General features: G+C 59.4%; 17 protein-coding genes. 8 read left to right on the plus strand and 9 right to left on the minus strand.

Going from position 1 to position 21,027, the window contains the following annotated elements:
- Positions 1-143 precede the first annotated feature (143 nt).
- Positions 144-725, plus strand: a complete 582-nt coding sequence (locus CLV83_RS14905; protein WP_132293947.1) for a superoxide dismutase — start codon at positions 144-146, stop codon at positions 723-725.
- Positions 726-808: 83 nt separating this feature from the next.
- On the opposite strand, the gene CLV83_RS14910 is transcribed toward CLV83_RS14905, so the two are convergent.
- A complete protein-coding gene (locus CLV83_RS14910; RefSeq protein WP_132293950.1) occupies positions 809-1,309 on the minus strand; it encodes a hypothetical protein in 501 nt (166 codons plus the stop codon).
- 23 nt (positions 1,310-1,332) lie between these two features.
- Positions 1,333-1,944: an arylesterase gene (locus tag CLV83_RS14915; RefSeq protein ID WP_132293953.1), complete on the minus strand. Its 612-nt coding sequence runs from the start codon at positions 1,942-1,944 to the stop codon at positions 1,333-1,335.
- 122 nt (positions 1,945-2,066) lie between these two features.
- Between CLV83_RS14915 and CLV83_RS14920 the strand changes: the two genes are divergently transcribed.
- Positions 2,067-2,756 carry an ABC transporter ATP-binding protein gene (locus CLV83_RS14920; RefSeq protein WP_132293956.1) on the plus strand — a complete coding sequence of 230 codons (690 nt, stop codon included), beginning with the start codon at positions 2,067-2,069 and terminating at the stop codon, positions 2,754-2,756.
- A 2-nt stretch (positions 2,757-2,758) separates the two neighbouring features.
- Complete coding sequence (locus CLV83_RS14925) at positions 2,759-5,245, plus strand: ABC transporter permease (protein WP_132293959.1); 2,487 nt, start codon at positions 2,759-2,761, stop codon at positions 5,243-5,245.
- A 187-nt stretch (positions 5,246-5,432) separates the two neighbouring features.
- Here CLV83_RS14925 and CLV83_RS14930 read toward each other — a convergent pair whose 3' ends face one another.
- Complete coding sequence (locus CLV83_RS14930; protein ID WP_132293962.1) at positions 5,433-8,459, minus strand: DUF748 domain-containing protein; 3,027 nt, start codon at positions 8,457-8,459, stop codon at positions 5,433-5,435.
- 231 nt (positions 8,460-8,690) lie between these two features.
- Between CLV83_RS14930 and CLV83_RS22865 the strand changes: the two genes are divergently transcribed.
- Complete coding sequence (locus CLV83_RS22865; RefSeq protein WP_268807721.1) at positions 8,691-8,813, plus strand: hypothetical protein; 123 nt, start codon at positions 8,691-8,693, stop codon at positions 8,811-8,813.
- A gap of 458 nt (positions 8,814-9,271) precedes the next feature.
- Here the strand turns inward: CLV83_RS22865 and rpiA are convergent, their stop codons facing one another.
- Positions 9,272-9,949, minus strand: coding sequence for a ribose-5-phosphate isomerase RpiA (gene rpiA / locus CLV83_RS14935; protein ID WP_104004714.1), 678 nt, complete (start codon positions 9,947-9,949; stop codon positions 9,272-9,274).
- Positions 9,950-10,063: 114 nt separating this feature from the next.
- On the opposite strand from rpiA, the gene ilvA reads away from it, so the two are divergent.
- The 3 genes from ilvA to CLV83_RS14950 all read left to right on the plus strand — a co-directional run bounded on the left by ilvA (position 10,064) and on the right by CLV83_RS14950 (position 14,717).
- Positions 10,064-11,614: a threonine ammonia-lyase, biosynthetic gene (gene ilvA, locus CLV83_RS14940; RefSeq protein WP_279387530.1), complete on the plus strand. Its 1,551-nt coding sequence runs from the start codon at positions 10,064-10,066 to the stop codon at positions 11,612-11,614.
- A 221-nt stretch (positions 11,615-11,835) separates the two neighbouring features.
- Positions 11,836-13,125: an NAD(P)/FAD-dependent oxidoreductase gene (locus tag CLV83_RS14945; protein ID WP_132293968.1), complete on the plus strand. Its 1,290-nt coding sequence runs from the start codon at positions 11,836-11,838 to the stop codon at positions 13,123-13,125.
- A gap of 89 nt (positions 13,126-13,214) precedes the next feature.
- Positions 13,215-14,717: a Na+/H+ antiporter NhaC family protein gene (locus CLV83_RS14950; protein WP_132293971.1), complete on the plus strand. Its 1,503-nt coding sequence runs from the start codon at positions 13,215-13,217 to the stop codon at positions 14,715-14,717.
- An 89-nt stretch (positions 14,718-14,806) separates the two neighbouring features.
- Here CLV83_RS14950 and CLV83_RS14955 read toward each other — a convergent pair whose 3' ends face one another.
- The 4 genes from CLV83_RS14955 to CLV83_RS14970 form a co-directional block, all read right to left on the minus strand.
- Positions 14,807-15,115: a DUF190 domain-containing protein gene (locus CLV83_RS14955; protein WP_132293974.1), complete on the minus strand. Its 309-nt coding sequence runs from the start codon at positions 15,113-15,115 to the stop codon at positions 14,807-14,809.
- 98 nt (positions 15,116-15,213) lie between these two features.
- Entirely contained in the window at positions 15,214-16,242 is a 1,029-nt protein-coding gene (locus CLV83_RS14960) for an HlyD family secretion protein (RefSeq protein ID WP_132293977.1), read from the minus strand.
- 38 nt (positions 16,243-16,280) lie between these two features.
- Positions 16,281-17,819 (minus strand): MFS transporter, encoded by a 1,539-nt coding sequence (locus CLV83_RS14965; RefSeq protein WP_132293980.1) that lies wholly within the window; start codon positions 17,817-17,819, stop codon positions 16,281-16,283.
- Positions 17,816-19,267 (minus strand): efflux transporter outer membrane subunit, encoded by a 1,452-nt coding sequence (locus tag CLV83_RS14970; RefSeq protein WP_243642405.1) that lies wholly within the window; start codon positions 19,265-19,267, stop codon positions 17,816-17,818. The genes CLV83_RS14965 and CLV83_RS14970 overlap by 4 nt, the downstream gene beginning before the upstream one ends.
- 286 nt (positions 19,268-19,553) lie before the next feature.
- Here CLV83_RS14970 and CLV83_RS14975 point away from each other — a divergent pair, with 286 nt between their 5' ends.
- On the plus strand, positions 19,554-20,177 hold the full coding sequence (locus CLV83_RS14975; RefSeq protein WP_132293986.1) for a TetR/AcrR family transcriptional regulator C-terminal domain-containing protein: 624 nt from the start codon (positions 19,554-19,556) through the stop codon (positions 20,175-20,177).
- Between the two features lie 109 nt (positions 20,178-20,286).
- Here the strand turns inward: CLV83_RS14975 and CLV83_RS14980 are convergent, their stop codons facing one another.
- Positions 20,287-20,787 (minus strand): hypothetical protein, encoded by a 501-nt coding sequence (locus CLV83_RS14980; protein ID WP_132293989.1) that lies wholly within the window; start codon positions 20,785-20,787, stop codon positions 20,287-20,289.
- Positions 20,788-21,027 lie beyond the last annotated feature (240 nt).

Raw genomic sequence — 21,027 nt, forward strand, 5'->3', positions numbered from 1 at the left:
GGGGGTGACCCAAAGGGCATACCCAGATGGGAAAACCCAGTTTTATGCTAGGAAGTTAATCCTGGGATCCCGGAACTGAATGCCAGCCTCCGGAATCGAACAGTGACTTTCGAAACCCTGTCAAACAAATAAGGTGAAACAATATGAGCTTTGAACTGCCTGCACTGCCATACGCAAAGGATGCTCTGGAACCGCACATCTCAGCTGAGACTCTGGAGTTCCACCACGGCAAGCACCACAACACCTACGTGACCAAGCTGAACGGCCTGGTTCCGGGCACCGAGTTCGAAGGCAAAACTCTGGAAGAGATCATCACCAGCGCTCCGGCCGGCCCTGTTTTCAATAACGCCGCTCAGATCTGGAACCACACCTTCTACTGGTACTCCCTGTCCCCGAACGGCGGCGGCGCTCCGACTGGCGCTATCGCTGACGCGATCAACGCCACCTGGGGTTCTTTCGAGAAGTTCCAGGAAGCGTTCAACGACAAGGCTGTTAACAACTTCGGTTCCTGCTGGACCTGGCTGGTCAAAAACAGCGACGGTTCCCTGGAAATCGTTAACACCAGCAACGCCGGTACTCCGATGACCAACGGCCAGAAAGCACTGCTGACCGTTGACCTGTGGGAACACGCTTACTACATCGATTACCGCAACGTACGTCCGGACTACCTGAAAGGTTTCTGGGCGCTGGTAAACTGGGACTTCGCGAACGAAAACTTCGCTTAATCGTTATCGTCCCATCGATAAAAAAGGCGCCTGAGGGCGCCTTTTTTTGTACTCAAAACCCACCTCAATGCGCCGACATCGGCTTAAAGCAGCTCCAGGAAACCGCTCCAGCTGGACTCAACAATCTCTACCAACCTGCCAGATTCAAAGGTAAATACCTGACACTCGCCCGGCAGAGGCGAGTCTGGATCACCGCTGCAGCCGAGAATACGACCACTGTAATCCAGCGGCATAGCCAGATCGGCATAATGCATATAGCCACCACCGATCGATTCCGGCTCTACACCGTTCAGCGCGGGCAAGGGCGCTGGATCCCAATCGTCTAATATCCGCAGCGGGTCATCCGGTGCCAACTGCTGGCTTTTCGGCCTTTTGCGCGGTGGCGACCAGCCAACACTTAACGACGAGAGCCTGAGCACATCCTCAACCACCTCATAACCGGCGACATACCCCGACCAGTTGGATGAACAGACACTCTCCGGTTCAATGCCGTAATCCCAGGGCGAAAACACCCCGGGTTCTGCACTGACAACCGAGTAACCGATACCGTTTACCTGAATACCGTTGAGAGTCTGATCCGTCATTGCTGCGTCCACTCAGAATAAAATTACTCCGACCTCGCCTCATCCAAAATCGGCTCCAGCCCGGTCCACACAGTATCGAGTATTTTCGCCTGGGCGTTAGCTTTCGGGTGATAGCCATCGTCCTGCATCAGATCCCAGTCACTGGCGACGCCATCCAGCAGGAAGGGCACCAGGGCAATCTGTTTTTCCCCCGCTACCTCTGCAAACAGACCAAAAAACGCCTGGGTGTACTGCGGACCATAATTGGGCGGCAGGCGGTTACCGATCATCAGCACCTCGGCGCCCGAGGCCCTGGACAGCTCAACCAGCTGCTCCAGGTTGCCACGAACGATGTTGAGCGGTGTACCACGCAGACCGTCGTTGGCGCCCAGTTCGATCAGTACCAGTGAGGGCTGGTGGGTTTCCAGCAACGCCGGCAGGCGCGACAACCCACCGCTGGTGGTTTCACCACTGACGCTGGCGTTAACCACCTCCAGCGTATACCCGTTGCTCTGCAGCCGCTGCCGCATCAGGTTTACCCAGCCCTCCTCCTCATCGATGCCGTAGCCGGCCGCCAGGCTGTCACCCAGTACCAGCATCGAGGCAAAACTCATCGGGCTTGTTAAGATCAGCAACAAAAACAGCAGTGTACGCATTAGGTGGATTCCTTCGATTAGTCTCTAGACCGATACGTTTAGAACCTTCTGATCGTTCAGTGTTCCAAATCCATTCAGACGAATTCGCCGTACTGGCAGTGATACGCCATCCAAGGAGAGATATGGACCAGTCTAACCCGAGCCCGTCGATGATCGAAGCGCGGGCAATCAGCAAGCACTTCGATACCGAGGCGGGGCGCGTAGCCCTGTTCGAAGAACTGAATCTCAACGTGCCTCGCGGCGAAAGTCTGGCGGTGATCGGCCGTTCCGGCGCTGGTAAATCCACTCTGCTGAGCCTGCTGGCAGGCCTAGATACCCCAACTCATGGCAGCGTCAGCATCGATGGCCAGGCGATGGAGAAGCTGGACGACCGACAGCGCGCAGAGCTGCGCGCCAGCAAAGTCAGTTTTATTTTTCAGTCATTCCATCTGCTGCCGGAGCTGACCGCACTGGACAACGTGCGCCTGCCGCTGGAGATCCGCGGCAGCGCCAACCCGGAAAAAGAGGCAAAGCGCTGGCTTGAACAGGTAGGGCTGGGAGAGCGCACCGACCACTATCCTTCGCAGCTCTCCGGCGGCGAACAGCAGCGCGTGGCCATCGCCCGCGCCTTCGCCACCCAGCCGGCCCTGCTGTTTGCCGATGAACCCACCGGCAACCTGGATGAAGAGACCGGCGGCCGTATCATCGAACAGCTGTTCAGCCTGAACCAGCAGCAGGGTACGACACTGATTCTGATCACCCATGACCCGGAGCTGGCCGCACGCTGCCAGCGGCGTGTGAGGTTGCATAACGGTCAGCTGACGGAGGAGTAATCATGAACCTGCTCCCCCGCCTGGCCCTGCGCCAGCTTAAAACCCAACTGCGCACCACCGAGTGGCGGGCGCTGCTGCTCGCCACGCTGATCGCCATCACCCTGACTACCCTGCTGACTCTACTGGGAGACCGGCTGGAGCGCGGTCTGCTGCGCGAGAGCGCCAACCTGCTCGGCGCCGACCTGGTGCTGAGCAGCGGCCGCCCTCTCAGCGATGAACGTCTGCAGGAAATTGCGGCCAACGATGTCACCAGCACCCAAGTGGTGCAGTTCCCGAGCATGGTATCCAACCCGGACGCCGGTGAAGAGACACCACCGATGCTGGTATCGGTTCGGGCCGCCGACCCGCCCTATCCCCTGCGTGGCGAGATCATCACCGAGCCGGCTCATACCAGCGACCTGCCCGCCTCCGGCCATGTCTGGATTGAAGCCCGGGTGATGAACCAGTTGGGACTCGAGATCGGCGACCGGCTGCAGCTCGGCTACAGCGAATTTACCGTCAGTGCAGAGCTGATCAGCTCTCCGGATCGCGGCACCGGTTTTCGCAGTTTCAGCCCCCATATCATCATCGACCGTGCCGACCTGGAAGCCACCGGCGTCCTCGCACCGGGCAGCCGTGCCAGCTTCCGCGTACTGATGTCCGGCGACAAGGAGGAGATCGCCGCGCTGGATGCACAGCTGCGCCCGACGCTGGCCGACTACGAACGCCTGCTGGCCCTGCAAACCGACCAGCCGGTCACCGGCAATGCACTGGGCAACGCCCTCGCCTACCTGAAACTCTCGGCACTGACCGCCCTGCTGCTGTCGGCACTGACCATCCTGCTGAGCCTGCGACGCTTCAGCCAGAAGCAGTTCACCCGCAGTGCGCTGCTGCTTAACCTGGGCCTTAACCCGGCGCAGCTGGTGCGCGTTTATCTCTACCAGCTGCTGTTCGCCTGGGGTTTGCTGGCAATCATCGGTACTGCTATTGCGGCCTTGGTAGATGGACTGGTGCAGTCCTGGCTGATCAATCTGCTGCCGCAGCGATTGCCAGAGCCCGCCTTCTACACCTGGTTCAGCGGTGCGGCTTTGGGTCTGGTGATGCTAATCCTGCTGGGACTGCCGCCGGTGCTTTCACTGGCACGCATTCCGGTGGCCCATCTGCTGCGGGGCGATACGCCGCCCCAGGACAAACGCGCCCGCGTGCTGCAGGCCAGCTGCCTGGTGATTCTGGCGGTGACACTGCTGCTGTTCCTGCAGGCGCCGGCGGCGGCGTTGATCCTGCTGGGCCTGCTGGTAATTGGCGGACTGGTGTTCGGCTATATCGCCCAGTTCCTGCTGGAGAAACTGGCTGAGCCGATGGCCGGCAAGCTGCTGCTCGGACGCCTGCTACGCCTGCGTCTGCGCCAGCAGCGCAAATGGCACCGGCTGCAGTCTGCCGTGATCGTACTGCTGCTCACCCTGCTGGCAGTGGTCTGGGTCAGCCGCGCCGATCTGCTGTCGGAGTGGCGCGCCAAGTTTCCCACCGACACACCGAACTTCTTCGTGATCAATATTCAGCCCTGGCAGAAGCCGGATCTGGATGGATTCCTGCAGGATAACGAGATCGACAGCACCCTCTATCCGATGATCCGCGGTCGCCTGAACGAGCTCAACGGCGAGCCGATTCGGCCCCAGCTGACCGAGGAGCAGCTGCAGGACAACACCCTGAGACGTGAGTTGAACCTGAGCTGGACCCGCGACAGGCCGGAGCATAACGAGCTGCTGGCCGGGCAATGGTGGGAAACCACACCGGACAGACCGCAGATCTCCGTCGAGCAGGACATGATGGAAGACCTGGGGCTGGAGCTCGGCGACAGCCTTGGCTTCGATATCGGCGGCCAGCAGGTCTCTGCGGAGATCACCAGTATCCGCGGTGTGGAATGGACCTCGTTCCGGCCTAACTTCTACGTGATCTTCAGCCCCGGTGCGCTGGAGAATTATCCCGGCACCTGGATCACCAGTTTCCGCCTGGAGGGCGAGCGCAAGCAGCTGGCCACCGAGATGCTGCGCGACTTCCCGTCGCTGACGCTGATCGATATCGACCAGCTGCTGGCCCAGCTCGGTACCTGGCTGAAACGCCTGGGTGACAGTTCGGCGATGATCCTGGCCCTGACGCTGCTCTGTGGATTGATTCTGATGGCGGTGACGCTGCTGCAGGCACTGGAACAGCGTCGTTTCGAATCCGCACTGATGCAGACGCTGGGCGCCAGCGGTGAACAGACCCGGCGTCTGGATCTGCTCGAGTTCCTGCTGTTGGGTCTGGTGTGCGGTGTGCTGGCGGGAGTGGCATCCGAGATCACCCTGGCCGGGCTGCATGTTCAGCTGCTGGATGTGGAGCCCAAGCTGCACCCCTGGCTCTGGATCAGCCTGCCGGCGCTGGCATCGCTGTTCTTCGTGGCTACCGGCTTCCTGATCCGCCGCCCGCTGCGGCTGGATCAGTGTTACCGACTGCTGCGCTCACAGAGCTGATATCGGAATACGCCTCCGTGCCGACTGAATTCGGCACGGAGGCGTATGAAAACACGATGGGTAATCGCGACGGTGCATAGCACCTACTCCAGCTATCGACCGGGTAGGAGACGCGCACCCAGAGGGAATAATATGCTCGCGCCAATGAAGTCTGGCACACGGGGCATTCAGATCTGCGCGACGTGGCCTAGAGCGACAGATCCACGCGCGGTTCGCCATCCTGGTCGATCTGTGGATAACAGAGGAACAGGCGGTCTGCTTCGACCTTCTGCTGCATCCGCTCCTTGAGTACCTCGGAACGAGCCTGCGCCAGCTGACGCAGCAGATCGCTCAGCTCCGCCGCCAGCTCCTCTCCCTCCAGGGGCTTGGTGCGTTTGCCGTTTTCAACGTTCTGCACCTCGCCAACTGCCTGGCGGTCAGCCGCCACAGTGACGCCACAGAGGTTCAGTCGCAGCCCGCCGCGCTCGGCCATCAAGCCGGCCAGTTGATCCAGATAATCACCGGCATCGCCGCTCAGTTCCGACTCTCCAGCGGCGAAAGCCACCGGTTCCAGGTTGATAAACGATCCGGTCTTGCTCGCATCAATGGCGGTTTCCGCCAGGGTAATCAGCGCTCCATAGGGCTGCAGCGCCTGCACCAGGTACGTCATCACCCCCTGCTTGACGCTGTTACCCAGCACCCGGTTGATGACGCTCTGGTAATCGAACGAAGGATCGTTCAGCGAACCGCTGATCGGCACATCCAGGTCGATATTTTCATCGTCGTCCTGCAGCACCGAGATCGCCGTTTCCAGCGGCAGGCTTATTGTCTCCTGGAACTCGCCGATCTGCTCCTGATCCACCGGATCCACGGTCAGGCGGTTGATGCGGATATGGTTTTTACCATCCAGCTGATCTTCGTCCAGTGTGCCTTCCATGGCGACATTAAGCTGACCGCTTTGCAGGTAATAGCCGGTGTACTTGATGCTGTACGGGCTTACCGCCGGCAACTGCACATCATCGAGATTGACCGTCCAGTGGCCGCTTCGTGGTGAGCCCAACAGGTTGATCGCGCCCTCGGCTTCCAGTTTGGCAAAACGGTTGAAGATGCCACTGAGGTTAAATTCGCTCTGCTCGTTACCCTGGGTGTCGATATTCGTCAGGGCAAGCTGATTGATCACCAGATCGGTTTTATAGGCGGGTTTGACCGAGCGATCCGTCAGCGTGAAGTGATTTTCCCCTCCCAGGCCGATTCGATCGATACGCACCCGGAACGGCTCACCCGACGTCTGACTTTGTGCATCTGAATCAGCACCGCTCGCACTTTCTCCTCCAGAGAGAGCACCAAGTTGCTGCTGCAACGCCTGGATATCCTCCGGCTGCATCTGTTCATCGAGGTTGAGCAGGGCGTTCAGTCCATCACCCTCTATGGCGTCGATCTGTACACCGCTCTGATCCAGCGCCAGCTTGTTCAGTCTGATCCCCGCCATAGCCAGCAACGGATCACCAGCCTGGGTGCTAGCCAGGCTGAGGCCGGCTACCTGCGCCGAGCCCAGGCCTACTTTCAGCGGCATTGCCACATCCAAAGTATTCAGTTGTATCGACTCCAGCGAGGCCAGCGGCTTACCGCCCACCTGCATGTTGGTCGTACCGAGAGCCAACTGCGGCGCTTTCAACGACAGTGCGCCGCTATCGATGGCGTAGCTGGCATCGGCGCTGGTCGACAGGCTGCTGAGCTCCACCTGCATAGCCCCGCCCTGCTGCAGTTCGATACCGCTGAGGTTGAGCTGGGTGCCGGACAGCGTCCAATTATTCAGCGCCTCTGAGGTCAATGCTGTGGACAGGTCTGCCTTATTCAGGGCCAGCGACAGCGCACTCCCCTGCTGAAGTTTCAACGCTGCCAGATCCAGCTTGTTCTGCCCCTGCAGATCTACCTTCGTGGTTTCGCCGCCGCTGACCTGCACCGTCGTATCACCCTGCCAGTTGGCTGAGCCAAGACCCAGCGACAGTGCTTCACCCTGCTGCAACGACAGATCCGCCAGCCGCAGCTGGTTTTCGCCCTGCACACTCACCGCCAGGGTCTCATCCCGGCCGACCTGGATATCACTGTCGCCCTGCCAGCCGAGTTGCCCCAGGGCCAGCGACAAAGGCGCTTCACCCGCCATACTAAACGCCAGCGTCTGGGCATCCAGGGAGCCGGCCACACCCAGATCCATCGGCCCCTCTCGGTTCAGATCCAGGTCCACCTTGCCGTCCCACTTCAAGCCACCCAGATTCACCTGCTGGCTCCCCTGGGTCAGCGCAGCGCCTTCGGCCAGTGTGACACGAGCGCCCACAGCGATATTGGCCGGTGCAAAAGCGGTCAGCGTAAGATCCACACCACCGTCGAAGGTCAGTGACGGAGTTTGAAAACTCAGGCCCTCATCCTGCCAGGACAGATCGGTCAGACTGAGAGTACCGTTAGGCGTTACATGAATGCTGTCGCCGGCGAACTCTCCGCCCAAACGCAGGTCTGCGCTGACGGTGGCCGACTCCAGCTGAGGCACAAACTGGGCAACCAGCGGGTGCACTGGGAGCTTGTCCAGTTTCAGCGCCAGCTCAGCACGCTTATCCACCGGCAATGGCAGTGCGGTGGAATCGATATCGAAGGGGGCGTCATTGAGGCGGCCGTGCAGGATCAGCGCGGTGGGTTCATCCGGTTGCCAGAAAAACAGGCCACCGAGCTGCAGCTGATCCAGTTCCAGATGGTGCTCCTGCTTGAACAGCTGCAGGCGCCAGTCGATGTTATCCAGCGACAGCGCATCCAGACCAACGCTCCAGCCGGAAGGCTCATTATTCTCTGGTTCGGGCTCTTCCGTCTCGTCGGCTGGCGGCGCCAGCTCTGCCAGATTCAGTGGCCCAAGCCACTGTTCTTCAAGGGTATATACAAAGCCGGAGCGAACGCCTTCAACCTCTAACGGGCGCAGATGGATTCGCTTATCGAACAGATCGCCATAATCGATGGCAACGCGGAAGCGATCGATATCCAGCGGATAGTGCCCCTCGCGTCGTGCCTTGAGCCCCTTGATGATCACCTCACCACTGAGCCAATTAACCGTCAGCGCCTCGAATCGCGCATCTTCGACGCCCTGGGAGCGAAGCCAGATAACCACCTGGTCACGCACGACATAGGGCAGTGCATGAAATGTCAGCATTACCGTCAGGACAATTCCCACCAACCAGGCGAGCCATTTCATGGGGCGTTACTCCTGTTAACTTCAACCCAAGGATGACATACAGCATAGCGGAAAGCGCACGCTGCTATGCAGTTGCCGGTACCGCTTATGTGACTGACGTACTACGACAAAAGGTCGGCTACTAAGCTCCCTGGCGCTCTGGTAAAATTTGCGCCGATTCTATGCAGTCGCCATGGGCGACAAATCTAAGAAACCATATTTTCCAAGTTTTTCAAAAGGGTGAATAACGTCATGGCGCATGATGAAAACTTCCGTGATTCCTCTGGCTGGGGCTGGCTGCTGATCAACGCGGTCGCAATGCTGTGGATTACCATGCCGGTGAGCATCGTACTGACCAAAGTGGTTCAGTGGTAAGCTCTTCGGTATAAGCTTTGCGGGTTTGCCAGACGGACGGCGAACTCGCGCAACTCTGAACCTTGCCCAACCTTGCTCGGCCTTTCTCTCCTCCCGCACCTTTCTCCGCCGTTTAACGCAGTCCTTCTTCTTCCGATATAAAGAAAGCATCCGTCTCGTCTGAGTTCTATCACACGCAGTAAATCGTTCCGCTTAGCCCTGAATGGGCTAGGGCGCTATTACGGCTGGAATAAATGAGGAGATCATTGATGCCGAAGTGAACAGCAACTAGACGTGAATAGAGGCCAGAAGAAGCTAAGACTGGATGAACAGGAAGATGCCGCAGGATAGCGGAATCAGCAGGAATGACTTAAAGCGCTGTTCAGTATCAAGCAGGGAAAAGACGATCTACACAGATATTGAAAACCCGCACCGGAGCGATGACGACCCGGCACAGGCTTAAGCTTGTTGCTGTCGAATCAATGAGAGTCGCGCAGCTCTTCCACCCCATTCGGGGTTCCCATCAGCACCAGGTCGGCACCGCGGCGGGCGAACAAACCGTTGGTAACGACACCGACGATATTGTTGATCTGCTGCTCCAGCGCCTTGGGATCGAGAATCTCCATATCCTGTACATCGATGATCACGTTGCCGTTGTCGGTAACAACACCTTCGCGATACACCGGCAGGCCGCCCAGCTTGGCCAGTTCACGGGCTACATAAGAGCGCGCCATGGGGATCACTTCCACCGGCAGCGGAAACTCGCCCAGCAGATCCACCTTCTTGCTGCTGTCGACGATGCAGACAAACTCTTTTGCCACCGCGGCAACGATCTTTTCACGGGTCAACGCAGCGCCGCCGCCCTTGATCAGGTTCATATGCGGGTCGAACTCATCGGCGCCATCCACATAGACCGCCAGCTGGTCAACGCTGTTCAGGTCGAACACCTCGATTCCGTGACCGCGCAGACGCTCGGCTGTCGCCTCGGAGCTGGCCACCGCGCCGGCAAACTGGTTTTTCACCGCCGCCAGGGCATCGATGAACAGATTGGCTGTGGAGCCGGTGCCCACACCGATAATGGTGTCGCTTTCCAGCAGTGGCTTGATATGTTCGACAGCGGCCTCGGCCACCGCTTTTTTCATTTCGTCCTGGGTCATCGCCTGTCAGATCCTGTCGCGGTTGATCATGAGCACGTGATTATACGCAACACTCAGCTCCCCTTATAGACGCTGGGGGTTTCAGCCGATACCATTTCGACCTTAAATCTCCGCGTGCAATGCGCATCCACTACAAATCAGAAGTGCCCTATGCAGCGTTATATCAAGAAGATCCTCGAAGCCCGGGTCTACGACATCGCGCGTGAAACGCCGATGGACGAAGCCCGTGGTCTGTCCGAACGCCTTGGCAACCGAGTCCTCCTCAAACGTGAGGATGAGCAGCCGGTGTTCTCATTCAAAATTCGCGGCGCCTACAACAAGATGTCGCAGTTGAATGAAGAGGAGAAAGCACGCGGCGTCATTACCGCCTCGGCCGGCAACCACGCCCAGGGCGTGGCAGCGTCGGCACGCAGGCTCGGCATCAAGGCGACCATCGTCATGCCGAAGACCACTCCTGATGTGAAGGTCGCCAACGTCAAACGTCTCGGCGGTCGCGCGGTTCTGCACGGGGATACCTTTGATGAGGCCCGCGCCCACGCTCAGAAACTGATGGAAGAGAAAGGCCTGGTGTTTGTGCACCCATACGACGATCCGGACGTGATCGCAGGCCAGGGCACCATCGGCATGGAGATCCTGCGCCAGGAGAGCGGCCACATCGATGCAATCTTCGTCCCCGTCGGTGGCGGTGGTCTGATCGCCGGTATCGCCTCCTACGTTAAATACCTGCGCCCGGAAACCAAGGTCATCGGCGTGGAATCCAACGAATCGGCAAGCCTCGCGCTGGCGATGGAGAAAGGCTTCCGCGACACCCTGGATCAGGTCGGCATCTTCGCCGATGGCGTGGCCGTTGCCCAGATCGGTGAATACACCTGGGAGATCGCCAAGGATTACGTCGATGAGGTGATCACCGTCAGCACCGACGAAATCTGCGCCGCCATCAAGGATATCTTCGATGACACCCGCTCCGTCTGCGAACCGGCCGGTGCCCTGGGTGTGGCCGGCCTGAAGAAGTATGTCGCACGCGAGGGGATCGAAGGCGGCACGCTGATCGCCATCGACTCCGGCGCCAACGTCAACTTCGACCGTCTGCGTCATATCGCCGAGCGCTCTGAGCTGGGTGAACAGCGCGAAGCGATCATCGCCGCACGTATCCCGGAGCGTCCCGGCAGCTTCAAGAAGTTCTGCGCCGCGCTGGGCAAGCGCAACATCACCGAGTTCAACTACCGCTACTCCGATGACAGCCAGGCGATGGTGTTTGCCGGCGTGCAGATTCTGCCCAACAACGGCGGTCGTGAAGAGCTGCTGGCCGAGCTGCGTGAGCATATCGAAGACGTGGTCGATCTGACCGACGATGAAACCGCCAAGCTGCACGTACGCTATATGGTCGGCGGCCACGCCCCGGCCAGCGTGGTTAACGAAGTGGTTTACCGTTTCGAGTTCCCGGAACGCCCCGGCGCACTGATGAAATTCCTTAACAAGCTGGGCGGCCGCTGGAACATCTCCATGTTCCACTACCGTAACCACGGCGCTGCCTACGGCCGCGTTCTGGTGGGTATGCAGGTGCCTGAAGAGGAACACGCCCAGGTGGGTCAGTTCCTCGAAGAGATCGGTTACACCTACTTCGACGAAACCGATAACGCCGCTTACAAGCTGTTCCTCGGCTAAGCGACGTTCGACGCTATCCCGAGGCCCGTCCGGGTCTCGGGAGCGCTCTTTCCTGTTCCTACCCCCCACCCCGTTAAAATATCCCCTGAAGGGTATATCCCTTTAAGCCGCGCAAAATCTATCGTTTACCCATGGCCAGTCGCCCCTATGGCGATTGTTAACATCTCACTCCGGGCTTATGACCGGACGCTGGGATTTAGTTTAGGGTTACGAAACAGATCATGTCCGAGCTTTCACACACCACTTCTTACTACGCCGCCTCTGCCAACGATAAGAGCCTCAGGCCCGCTCTGGAGAGCCAGGTTGAAGCCGATATCTGCATCATCGGCGCCGGTTTTTCCGGGCTCTCCACCGCCGTGCATCTGGCCGAGAAGGGATTCAAGGTTATCGTGCTTGACGCGACCCGCATCGGCTTTGGCGCCTCCGGCCGCAACGGCGGCCAGATTGTCCACAGCTACAGCCGCGACATCGACTTTATCGAGCGCAACTATGGCCGGGCCACCGGCAAGGCGATGGGTGCCATGGCGTTCGAGGGCGGACGCATCATCCGCCGCCTGGTCAAGGACTACAGCATTCAGTGTGATCTCAAGGACGGCGGTATTTTCGCGGCCTGCAACAACAAGCAGTTCGAGGAGCTGAAAGGCAAAAAGGCGCTCTGGGAGAGCCACGGCCACCAGGAGCTTGAACTCCTCAGTGAAACCGAGACCCGCAACTATATCGGCTCCAGCCGGTACAAGGGCGCACTGCTGGACAAGTCCGGCGGCCATTTCCATCCGCTCAACCTGGTGCTGGGCGAAGCCGCCGCGCTGGAAAGCCTGGGCGGCGTGATCTACGAAGGCTCACCCGCGGTGAAGGTGGAAGAGGGTGACAAGGTTAAAGTGCACACGCGGAAAGGCGGCGTCACCGCTAACTTCCTGGTGGTTGCCGGCAACGCTTATCTCGGTGACCTGATCCCTAAACTTCAGGCCAAGGCGATGCCCTGCGGCACCCAGGTGATCGCTACCGCCCCGCTGAGCGAGGCGCAGCAGCGCGAGCTGCTACCCAAGGACCAATGCGTAGAGGACTGTAACTACCTGCTCGACTACTTCCGTCTGTCCGGCGACGGCCGCCTGATCTACGGCGGCGGTGTCACCTACGGTGCCCGCGAGCCGAGCAAGATCGAATCGCTGATTCTGCCGAAGATGCTGAAAACCTATCCGCAGCTGAAAGGCGTGAAGATCGACTACGCCTGGACCGGCAACTTCCTGCTCACCCTGATGCGCCTGCCGCAACTGGGTCGGGTCGGCTCCCACGCCAATATCTACTATGCCCAGGGCTACAGCGGCCACGGACTCACCTGCTCGCACCTGGCGGGTAAGGTACTGGCGGACGCAATCCAGGGCCAGGCGGAACGCTTCGATATCTTCGCTTCCCTGCCGCAATACCCCTTCCCCGGCGGGCGCATGATGCGCGTACCCTACACCGCCATCGGTGCGGCTTATTACAACCTGCGGGATAAACTCGGTATCTGACGCTGTTGCTGCCATGCCACTCCGGGCTGCCGGGGTGGTATGGCATCGCGCCCCATTAAACACCCGACAATAATAAACAGGCCCTCTGAATGAATACCAATCCTAGCCTTAACGCCGAGGTGATCGAGCCCGGCGGCCGGAATTCGCTGTCCAACAGATCCCGTTCGATCCTCTTTTACTGCGTCATCCTGGCGGGTTTCGCCTATCTTTCCACTCAGTATTCCGCCGAGGAAGGCTACGGTTTTGTCAGCCTTTTGCCAGCCCTGCTGACCCTCTGTGTCGCCATCTACAGCCGCCGCGCGCTGGAAGCGATTTTTGCCGGCATTATCTCCGGACTGGTGCTACTGAACCCTTTGCAGGTAGTTGCCGGACTGGGCGATCTGTCGATCAACGTGGTGATGAACGAGACCATCGCCTGGATTGTGCTCGTCTGCGGCATGATGGGCGGACTGATCAATATTCTTGAACGCGGCGGCAGCGTGGTCTGCTTCGGTGAAACCCTGGCGCGTCGAATCAAAACCAAGCGCGGCACGATGCTGACCACCTGCCTGCTGGGCATGCTGGTATTTATCGATGACTACCTGAACTCCCTGGCGGTGTCCGCGTCGATGAAAACACTTACCGACAAGTACCGCATCTCCCGCGAGAAACTGGCTTACCTGGTCGATTCCACCGCTGCACCGGTCTGTATTCTGGTACCGATATCCACCTGGGCGGTCTACTTTGCCGCCCTGCTGGAGGAGAACGGCGCCACCGAAGCCGGCAAGGGGATGTCGCTCTATATCGACTCCATTCCGTTTATGGCCTACGGCTGGTTCGCGCTGCTGGTGGTGTTCCTGGTGGCCGGCGGCATCCTCGGCAACCTGGGGGCGATGAAACAGGCGGAAGCGCGGGCACAGAAAGGCGAGCCGGTGCCACCAGGCGTTGTGCTCGATGGCTTCGATACCTCCAACGTAAAGAAGGTCTCCCCGATCGTCGGTCTGATCAACTTCCTGCTGCCGATGGCGGTACTGGTGGGCGCCAGCGTCTACTACGAGATCGATCTGCTGCTCGGCGCGCTGACGGCTTCCCTGTTCACCATGGTGCTCTACTACTGGCAGAACCTGCTCAACTTCGGCCAGCTGGTGGATTCCATGCTCGATGGCTTCAAGGTGATGCTGCACCCGATCGCCGTGGTCTGCGCCGGCTTCATGCTGAAGGATGTGAACGACCAGCTCGGCATGACGCCCTACATCATCGATGCACTGACGCCCTTCCTGTCCAAGGAGATGTTACCGGCACTGGTATTTGCCGTGATGGCGGCGGTGGTGTTCGCCACCGGTTCAAGCTGGGGGGTGTTTGTGGTTTCGCTGCCGATCGTGATTCCGATGGCGCAGGTGATGGATATGTCGATGCCGCTGACCGTGGGCGCGCTGCTCTCCGCTTCCGCGTTTGGCAGCCACGCCTGCTTCTTCAGTGACTCCACCGTGCTCTCGGCCCAGGGCTCCGGTTGCACATCGATGCAGCATGCGCTGACCCAGATCCCCTATGCGCTGCTGGGCGCGGCGTTCACCTTTGTGCTGTTTATCGGCCTTGGCTACGCCTTCGCCTGATTCTGCCCCTGCTTTCTCCACTCCCTTTCTCCACTCCCCGGGCTGCTGCGCCAGGCCGGGGATTTTTTCTGGGTGGGGAGTCAGGCCCTTCAGAGATAGCCGAAGCTGACCGGCATTTTGGTATAGAACAGGTTCAACCCCCTGTCCTTGAAGTGATCCAGTAGCGCCTCACAGGCCTGGGCTTCGGCGACGATGGTGACCTGGATCGGCTGCTCCGACAGGTCGAACATGTTGACCATATGGGACTTGCCGTCGTGGCCGATGCCTTCCACCGAGGCGTTCATGGTGGCGCCGCGCACACCCAGTTTAAGCGCCTCATCCATCACCCACTGAGCCAGCCCTCGCCCTTCGTGCTGACGATCCTGCTGGGTGTAAAAGGTAAGCTGATAACCGTCCATCTCTTCCTCCGATACGGCACTGGGGCCGCAGCACTGATCCTGTAATACAGGGTGTTTAACCCCGCATTCCGCAACGCAGATAGCTTTTCAATATCCTGTTAACGTACCTCAACCTCTGTAATCACCGACATGCCCACGCGCAGGGAATCGAGCTTTTCCGGTGCTGAGGTCAAACGGATCTTCACCGGCAGTCGCTGGACGATCTTGGTGAAGTTGCCGGTAGCATTATGCGGTGCCACCGGCGAGAAGGAGACGCTGCTGGCGGGGCCTATGTTATCCACAACCCCTTCAAGCTCCAGATCCGGGAAGCTGTCCACGCTGATGCTGACCTTCTGGCCAGGCTGCATATGGGTCAGCTGGGTTTCGCGGAAATTGGCCTGCACATAAATCTGATCCAGTGGCACCAGCGCCAGCAGCGGATCACCCGGGTGCACATAGCCACCCACACGGGCACGGCGCTGTGCCACCACACCGCTCACGGGCGCGGTGATATGGGCATAGGAGAGCTGCAGTTTGGCGTTATCCACCGCACTGGCGCTGGCTGTCAGGCCGGCTTCGGCGGCCTTCAGTTGCGCTTTCAATACCTCTACCTGCTGACGCGCTGACGCCAACTCCGCTTCATCCCTGGCCGTGGTAGCTTTGAGTCCGTCCAGCTCAGCCCGGGCGCGCTCCTTGGCCTGGCGGGTACCTGAGCCCTCATTGGCCAGATTGCTGAAGCGTTGAAAGTCAGCCTGAGCTAGGGTCAGCTGTGAGCGATCCACCTCAATCACCGCCAGCGCCTTCGCCACTTGACTCTTCTGCCGCTCAATCTGCTGCGCCAGCGTTTCAACTCTCGCCTCAGCTTCCAACCGCTGGGCCCCGGCCTGCTGCAATGCCAGTTGCAGATCACGGTCATCGATATCGACCAGCGGATCACCAGCCTTCACAGACTGGTAGTCCTCCACATGCAGCTCAGAAACCTTGCCGGTGATGCGCGGTGCCACCACGGTAAAGTCGGCGCGCAGGTACGCATCATCGGTGACCTGCGTGGCGCTGGAGCCCTCATCGCTGTTAAACAGATAAATACCCGCTCCGATCAAGACCAGCGCGGCGGTAACAAGGGTGATGGATCGCGTACTCTTGGACATGCTATTTCCGTGTTTCAGTCATTCATTAATGATGCGGATTACTCAGGCTTCACCTGGGGCGCGGGGATATATTTCAGGCAGAGCACCGGAGGAATCAGCAGCAACATCAGGACGCCGTAGATCTCATAGAGATCGGCTCCGGCCAACACCAGCGCCTGCTGATTAACGATCTGCCCCAACTCTGCAATACCGCTTCCCGTATCCGGCTGTGAAAGCCAGTAGCTGCTCTGGCCCCGCAGTATCTCGCTGTGGAAGGTCTGCCGGCTGTGCATCAGTTCACCGACCATGGCGCCGCTGAACAGAGTGCCAAAGGCGCGCATGGTGTTGATAATACCGGCCACAAACGGCCCTTCGGCCGGCTGTACCACGCTGGTTCCGAGAAACAGCAAAGGCACGATAGCGAGCGGCTGACCGAGCGTCTGCAGGACCTGACCGAAGAAAAACTGGCTGACCATCCACTCACTGTTCAGCTGTGAGTTGACCAGGCACCCCATCCCCATGAGAAACAGGCCGCCAGCAAACAGGTAACGGGCATCAACCCAGCGTTGATACAACAGTATCGCCACCAGCGAACCCAGTATCAGTTGCGGCACACCGACGATCAGGCCCAGTTCGGTCATCTGCTCGATACGGAACCCCTGGAAAGCGGATAGCAGGTTCATCGGCAGCGCAACGGCCGCCCCCATCCCCAGCAGCAGGCAGAAAAACACCGCAAACCCGAGACCGATATTGCGCCGCCCCATTATCTGCAGACGCATAAACGGCGCCGGATGGAACCATTCGCTGAACAAAAACAGCACTAATAGCCCGATACCGGTAACGAAACCGGCCTGGATCAGCGACGAGTTAAACCAGTCGAGCCGCACCGCCTGGCTGGTAGCCAGCGCCACAATCACAAGTCCAGGAACACCCAGCGACATCCCCAGCCAGTTAGCCTGTTTGATGCGTGCGTAAGCCGGCGGCATGGCCGGCAGCCCCCAGGCCACGAGCGGAATGGAGATGCAGCCGACAACGACCAACTGCCAATAGAGCCAGCGCCACTCATTCAGCGATTCCAGACTGTAGGCGGCCAGCCAGACCGCCACATTGGGCGCAAGCGTAGCGGTCATCGCATACAGCGCAAGTGCATGCAGACGGATCTGAGCCGGTAGAAAGCGCAGTGCCGCCATCATCAGCAGAGGTATCAACGCGCCAGCAAACAGCCCCTGCATGAAACGCAGTACCAACAGTGCGTGATAGTTGGTCACCTCAGGGATAATCAGCGCCAGCAGGACAACCAGCCCCTGCATGCAGAGATGAAAGCGACGTAGCGAAAAGGTAATGGCGAACCAGGTCGCAAAGGGCATCACCGCCAATTCTCCGGCGGCATAGGCCGAATCAAGCCAGCTAGCCATATCCTGATCGATACCCAGCGCGCCGCTGATATCAGTCATACCCAGGCCAACCATGCGGTTGCTGAGACCCGCCATCATCGCCGCCAACAGCACACCCAACAGCCCGGTGAGCAGCCGCCAATCATAGATAGACTGCCCCCCTTGGGGCGTGGCGCTGGGCGCTGCGGCCGGAGCGGCACTCATAAAGCTTTACCTGCCGCGACCTGCTCGCTATCTCCGGTTTCAAGCGCCTGCTGTTGCCAGCCGCCGCCCAGGGATCGGTATAGCGAGACGATACTCAGTGCGGCTTCGGTCTGACCTGCCGCCTGCTGCTGTGATCGGGCGATCAGATCCAGCTGCGCCTGGAGCACGTCCATGCGGCTGGCATAGCCTTCATCTTCGGCATGTTCGGTACGGGTGTACGCCTCGCGCTGGCGTTCCAGCGCTTCGTTCAGGCGCGTGTAGCGCTGTGCCATCAGCTGATGCGTATTGAGCGCATCATCCACCTCGTGCCAGGCGTCCAGCACCGTGGTGACATAGCGGATTGCCGCCTGTTGCTGACTGACATCAGCCAGCTCCAGCGTGCGACGCAGCCGGCCACCCTGGAAGATCGGCAGGTAGAGACTCGGGCCCACAGAAAAGGCACGACTGCCCCAGCTCCCCAGGTCATTAAGCTCAAACGCTTCGCGGTCGTAGCTGCCGGTCAGCCTCAGGCGTGGGTAGAAATCCGCCTGTGCCGCACCCAGGTCCGCCAGGGCCGCCTTCAGCTGTGCCTCGGCGCGCAGAATGTCGGGGCGCTTGCGCACCTCGCTGCTGGGAATGCCCACCGGCACGGCCTCAGGCAACTGTGGCAGCGATACGCCGCTGGCAAGACGCTGATCCAGCGCATGGGGCTTGAGCCCGAGCATCTGTTCCAACAGGTTCTGCTGCCGCTCACGCTGTTGCCGCAGCGGCGCCAGATCCGCCTGGGCCGATGCCAGCTGCGCCTGAACCTTGGCCACATCGGTCTCGGTGGCGACACCGTTGCGGACGCGGCTTTGGGTCAGCTCAACCAACGTTTGGTAAAGCGCCACCCGCTGCTGACTCCAGCGCAGTTGCTGCTCACTGACCCGCAGCAGCATATAGTGTCGGGCGATGGCCGCCGCGTTGGAGATGGCAACGGCCTGCTGATTGAACCGGCTCGCCATGGCCCGCTCACGGGCACCCTGCTCCAACTGGTCCAGGTAACCAAACAGATCCAGCTCCCAGCTGGCCTGAACCCCCAGTTCCCAGTAGTCATGCGCCTTGGGACTACCGCCGATACGCGCATTGGGCGAGTTTTCGCTGATACCTGAACGGCTGTACTCCGCTCCCATCCCTAACTGCGGATTACCCTGCGACTCAACCAACCCCAGCCGTGCCACCTGAGCTGCTACCTGCAGCGCTGCCAGCTGCCGCTCCGGGCTAGCTTCAACCGCCTGCTGTTCAAGCCAGTTCAGCGTGTCATCACCGAACAGCTGCCACCATTGCGCCGGCATCACTGCGTCACTCAACAGGGGATTCTGCTGTGCCAGAGGCAGCTCCACTTCCATCAGATCGGAGTCAGCGGGGTTATCAACTTCAACCATCGGAGCACAGCCTGCCAGGGCGATACAGGCCACCATCAGGGTCACTAGCAAAGGCGGGCGGCACCCGGCAATGGGAGGACTATTAAAGAACATACGCAAAAACATCGCTTAAACTAAACTAAACTAGACAGTACAGTTTAGTTGCATGCAACTTACAAATATAGTCTTAGAATGGTTTGATTTGGTGAACCGAGTAGTTCACTTTTGGTATAAATCGATTAAATACCAGCACAAAACCCATTGCTATTGAGACAGCCAGGCCAGCTGGTTATAGTTTGCCGGGCTCTTCAGACCGATCCACAGAGAACAATTCACAATAATCAGGTGCCACATGGAGCAGAGCGCAAAACCCGACCACAAGCGACAGGCAATTCTGACTGCCGCTGCCGACGTGTTCCTGCAACATGGGTTCAGCGGCGCCACCACCGATATGATTCAACGTGCAGCGGGCGTGTCCAAGGCCACCATCTACACCCGTTACCCCACCAAGGAAGCTCTATTTTGCGATGCCATCGAGCACCTCTGCCTGGTGATGCGGGAACAGTTCGCTGAGCTGGCGGTGGACGAAGAAGACCTGCGTACCCGGCTTGAAGCGATCGCCCATGCATATATGGACCTGGCTCTCTCCGCCAGCGCCATGGCCCTGCTCAGAATAGTGATCTCCGAGGCGCCACACTTCCCCAGCCTGGCGCGACGCTTCTTCCTGGTCGGCCCCAACGTCATCGACCCAATGGTCTCCAGGCATCTGGAACTGGCTGCAGAGAAAGGCGAGCTGGACCTGCACGCTGTCGGTACCGCCGACGCCGGCCGGATCTTCATCGGCATGCTGCGCGGTATCAGCAACCTGGAGGCGCTAACCCATCCCACGGCCCTGCCGTCCCAGGCACAGATCGATCGCTGGGTCGCCCTGGCGGTGGATACTTTTTTACGCGCCTACGCCACGGAACAGCCCTGAGCGCATGAAATACACAAAGCCTTGAGCGTCAGAAACGTAAAAAGTCTTGAGCATCTGAAACGCAAAAGCCCCCTTTCGGGGGCTTAAAAAGAAGATTTTTCGCTTTGCCTCAGGGAGTTTCAGGCGAGACCGAATAGCCCGGGCGTGAAAACGCCCTGAAGGTAAACGCCGCCAGGGAAACGATGCCCCAGGCCAGGCCCAGCACCACACCGCAGTCGATAATTCCACGCCAGGGCTGCTCTATCTGACGTACGATCAGCACCAGCACAACGATGCCCGCCGTCAGGCAGATGGAGATGATCTGGCGCTTGCGCGTGGCATGGAAGTAACCCATACCGAAAAACGGCGCGAAAATCAGGCGTGCCGGTGTCACGTTACGCTGCAGGTAAAGCAGGCGCGCCGCCACACGCGGCGAGAAGTTCTGCTGAAAGCCGCGGTAACCCTCGGCAAACCCCATGAACAGCACACAGGCCACCAGGGCCACCCAGTGATACCAGCTAAAGCTGTGAACGGGCATATCCAGCGCCAGCGCCCCCAGACGATAGATGGCGCTGCTGAACAACATGATAATGCCGCAGAATCCCCAGATCGCTGCAATCGTACCCAGCATTAATGCATAACCCCACAACTGCTCAAATATTAACCCCGCATTATACAACCAGAACTGCGCACCTCATATCCGGCTGATGCGGCACGGTATCGAACAGACTTTTCCCAGCCAGCAGGCGAAGCTGCAGACATAAAAATGCCGCTGTAACCAAAGGCTACAGCGGCAGAAAAACTCGCTTTCGCGGGCGTGCTCTCGAGAGTTGTTCTAGAGAACTATCTGCGAGAGCAGTTTGCGGGAGCA

The organism is Marinobacterium mangrovicola, from assembly GCF_004339595.1.
Lineage (GTDB): Bacteria > Pseudomonadota > Gammaproteobacteria > Pseudomonadales > Balneatricaceae > Marinobacterium_D > Marinobacterium_D mangrovicola.

Bases quoted from the DNA above. Each gene is read 5' to 3' on its own strand.
- CLV83_RS14905 (WP_132293947.1), top strand. From the start codon at position 144: ATGAGCTTTGAACTGCCTGCACTGCCATACGCAAAGGATGCTCTGGAA.
- CLV83_RS14910 (WP_132293950.1), bottom strand. From the start codon at position 1,309: ATGACGGATCAGACTCTCAACGGTATTCAGGTAAACGGTATCGGTTAC.
- CLV83_RS14915 (WP_132293953.1), bottom strand. From the start codon at position 1,944: ATGCGTACACTGCTGTTTTTGTTGCTGATCTTAACAAGCCCGATGAGT.
- CLV83_RS14920 (WP_132293956.1), top strand. From the start codon at position 2,067: ATGGACCAGTCTAACCCGAGCCCGTCGATGATCGAAGCGCGGGCAATC.
- CLV83_RS14925 (WP_132293959.1), top strand. From the start codon at position 2,759: ATGAACCTGCTCCCCCGCCTGGCCCTGCGCCAGCTTAAAACCCAACTG.
- CLV83_RS14930 (WP_132293962.1), bottom strand. From the start codon at position 8,459: ATGAAATGGCTCGCCTGGTTGGTGGGAATTGTCCTGACGGTAATGCTG.
- CLV83_RS22865 (WP_268807721.1), top strand. From the start codon at position 8,691: ATGGCGCATGATGAAAACTTCCGTGATTCCTCTGGCTGGGGCTGGCTG.
- rpiA (WP_104004714.1), bottom strand. From the start codon at position 9,949: ATGACCCAGGACGAAATGAAAAAAGCGGTGGCCGAGGCCGCTGTCGAA.
- CLV83_RS14945 (WP_132293968.1), top strand. From the start codon at position 11,836: ATGTCCGAGCTTTCACACACCACTTCTTACTACGCCGCCTCTGCCAAC.
- CLV83_RS14950 (WP_132293971.1), top strand. From the start codon at position 13,215: ATGAATACCAATCCTAGCCTTAACGCCGAGGTGATCGAGCCCGGCGGC.
- CLV83_RS14955 (WP_132293974.1), bottom strand. From the start codon at position 15,115: ATGGACGGTTATCAGCTTACCTTTTACACCCAGCAGGATCGTCAGCAC.
- CLV83_RS14960 (WP_132293977.1), bottom strand. From the start codon at position 16,242: ATGTCCAAGAGTACGCGATCCATCACCCTTGTTACCGCCGCGCTGGTC.
- CLV83_RS14965 (WP_132293980.1), bottom strand. From the start codon at position 17,819: ATGAGTGCCGCTCCGGCCGCAGCGCCCAGCGCCACGCCCCAAGGGGGG.
- CLV83_RS14975 (WP_132293986.1), top strand. From the start codon at position 19,554: ATGGAGCAGAGCGCAAAACCCGACCACAAGCGACAGGCAATTCTGACT.
- CLV83_RS14980 (WP_132293989.1), bottom strand. From the start codon at position 20,787: ATGCTGGGTACGATTGCAGCGATCTGGGGATTCTGCGGCATTATCATG.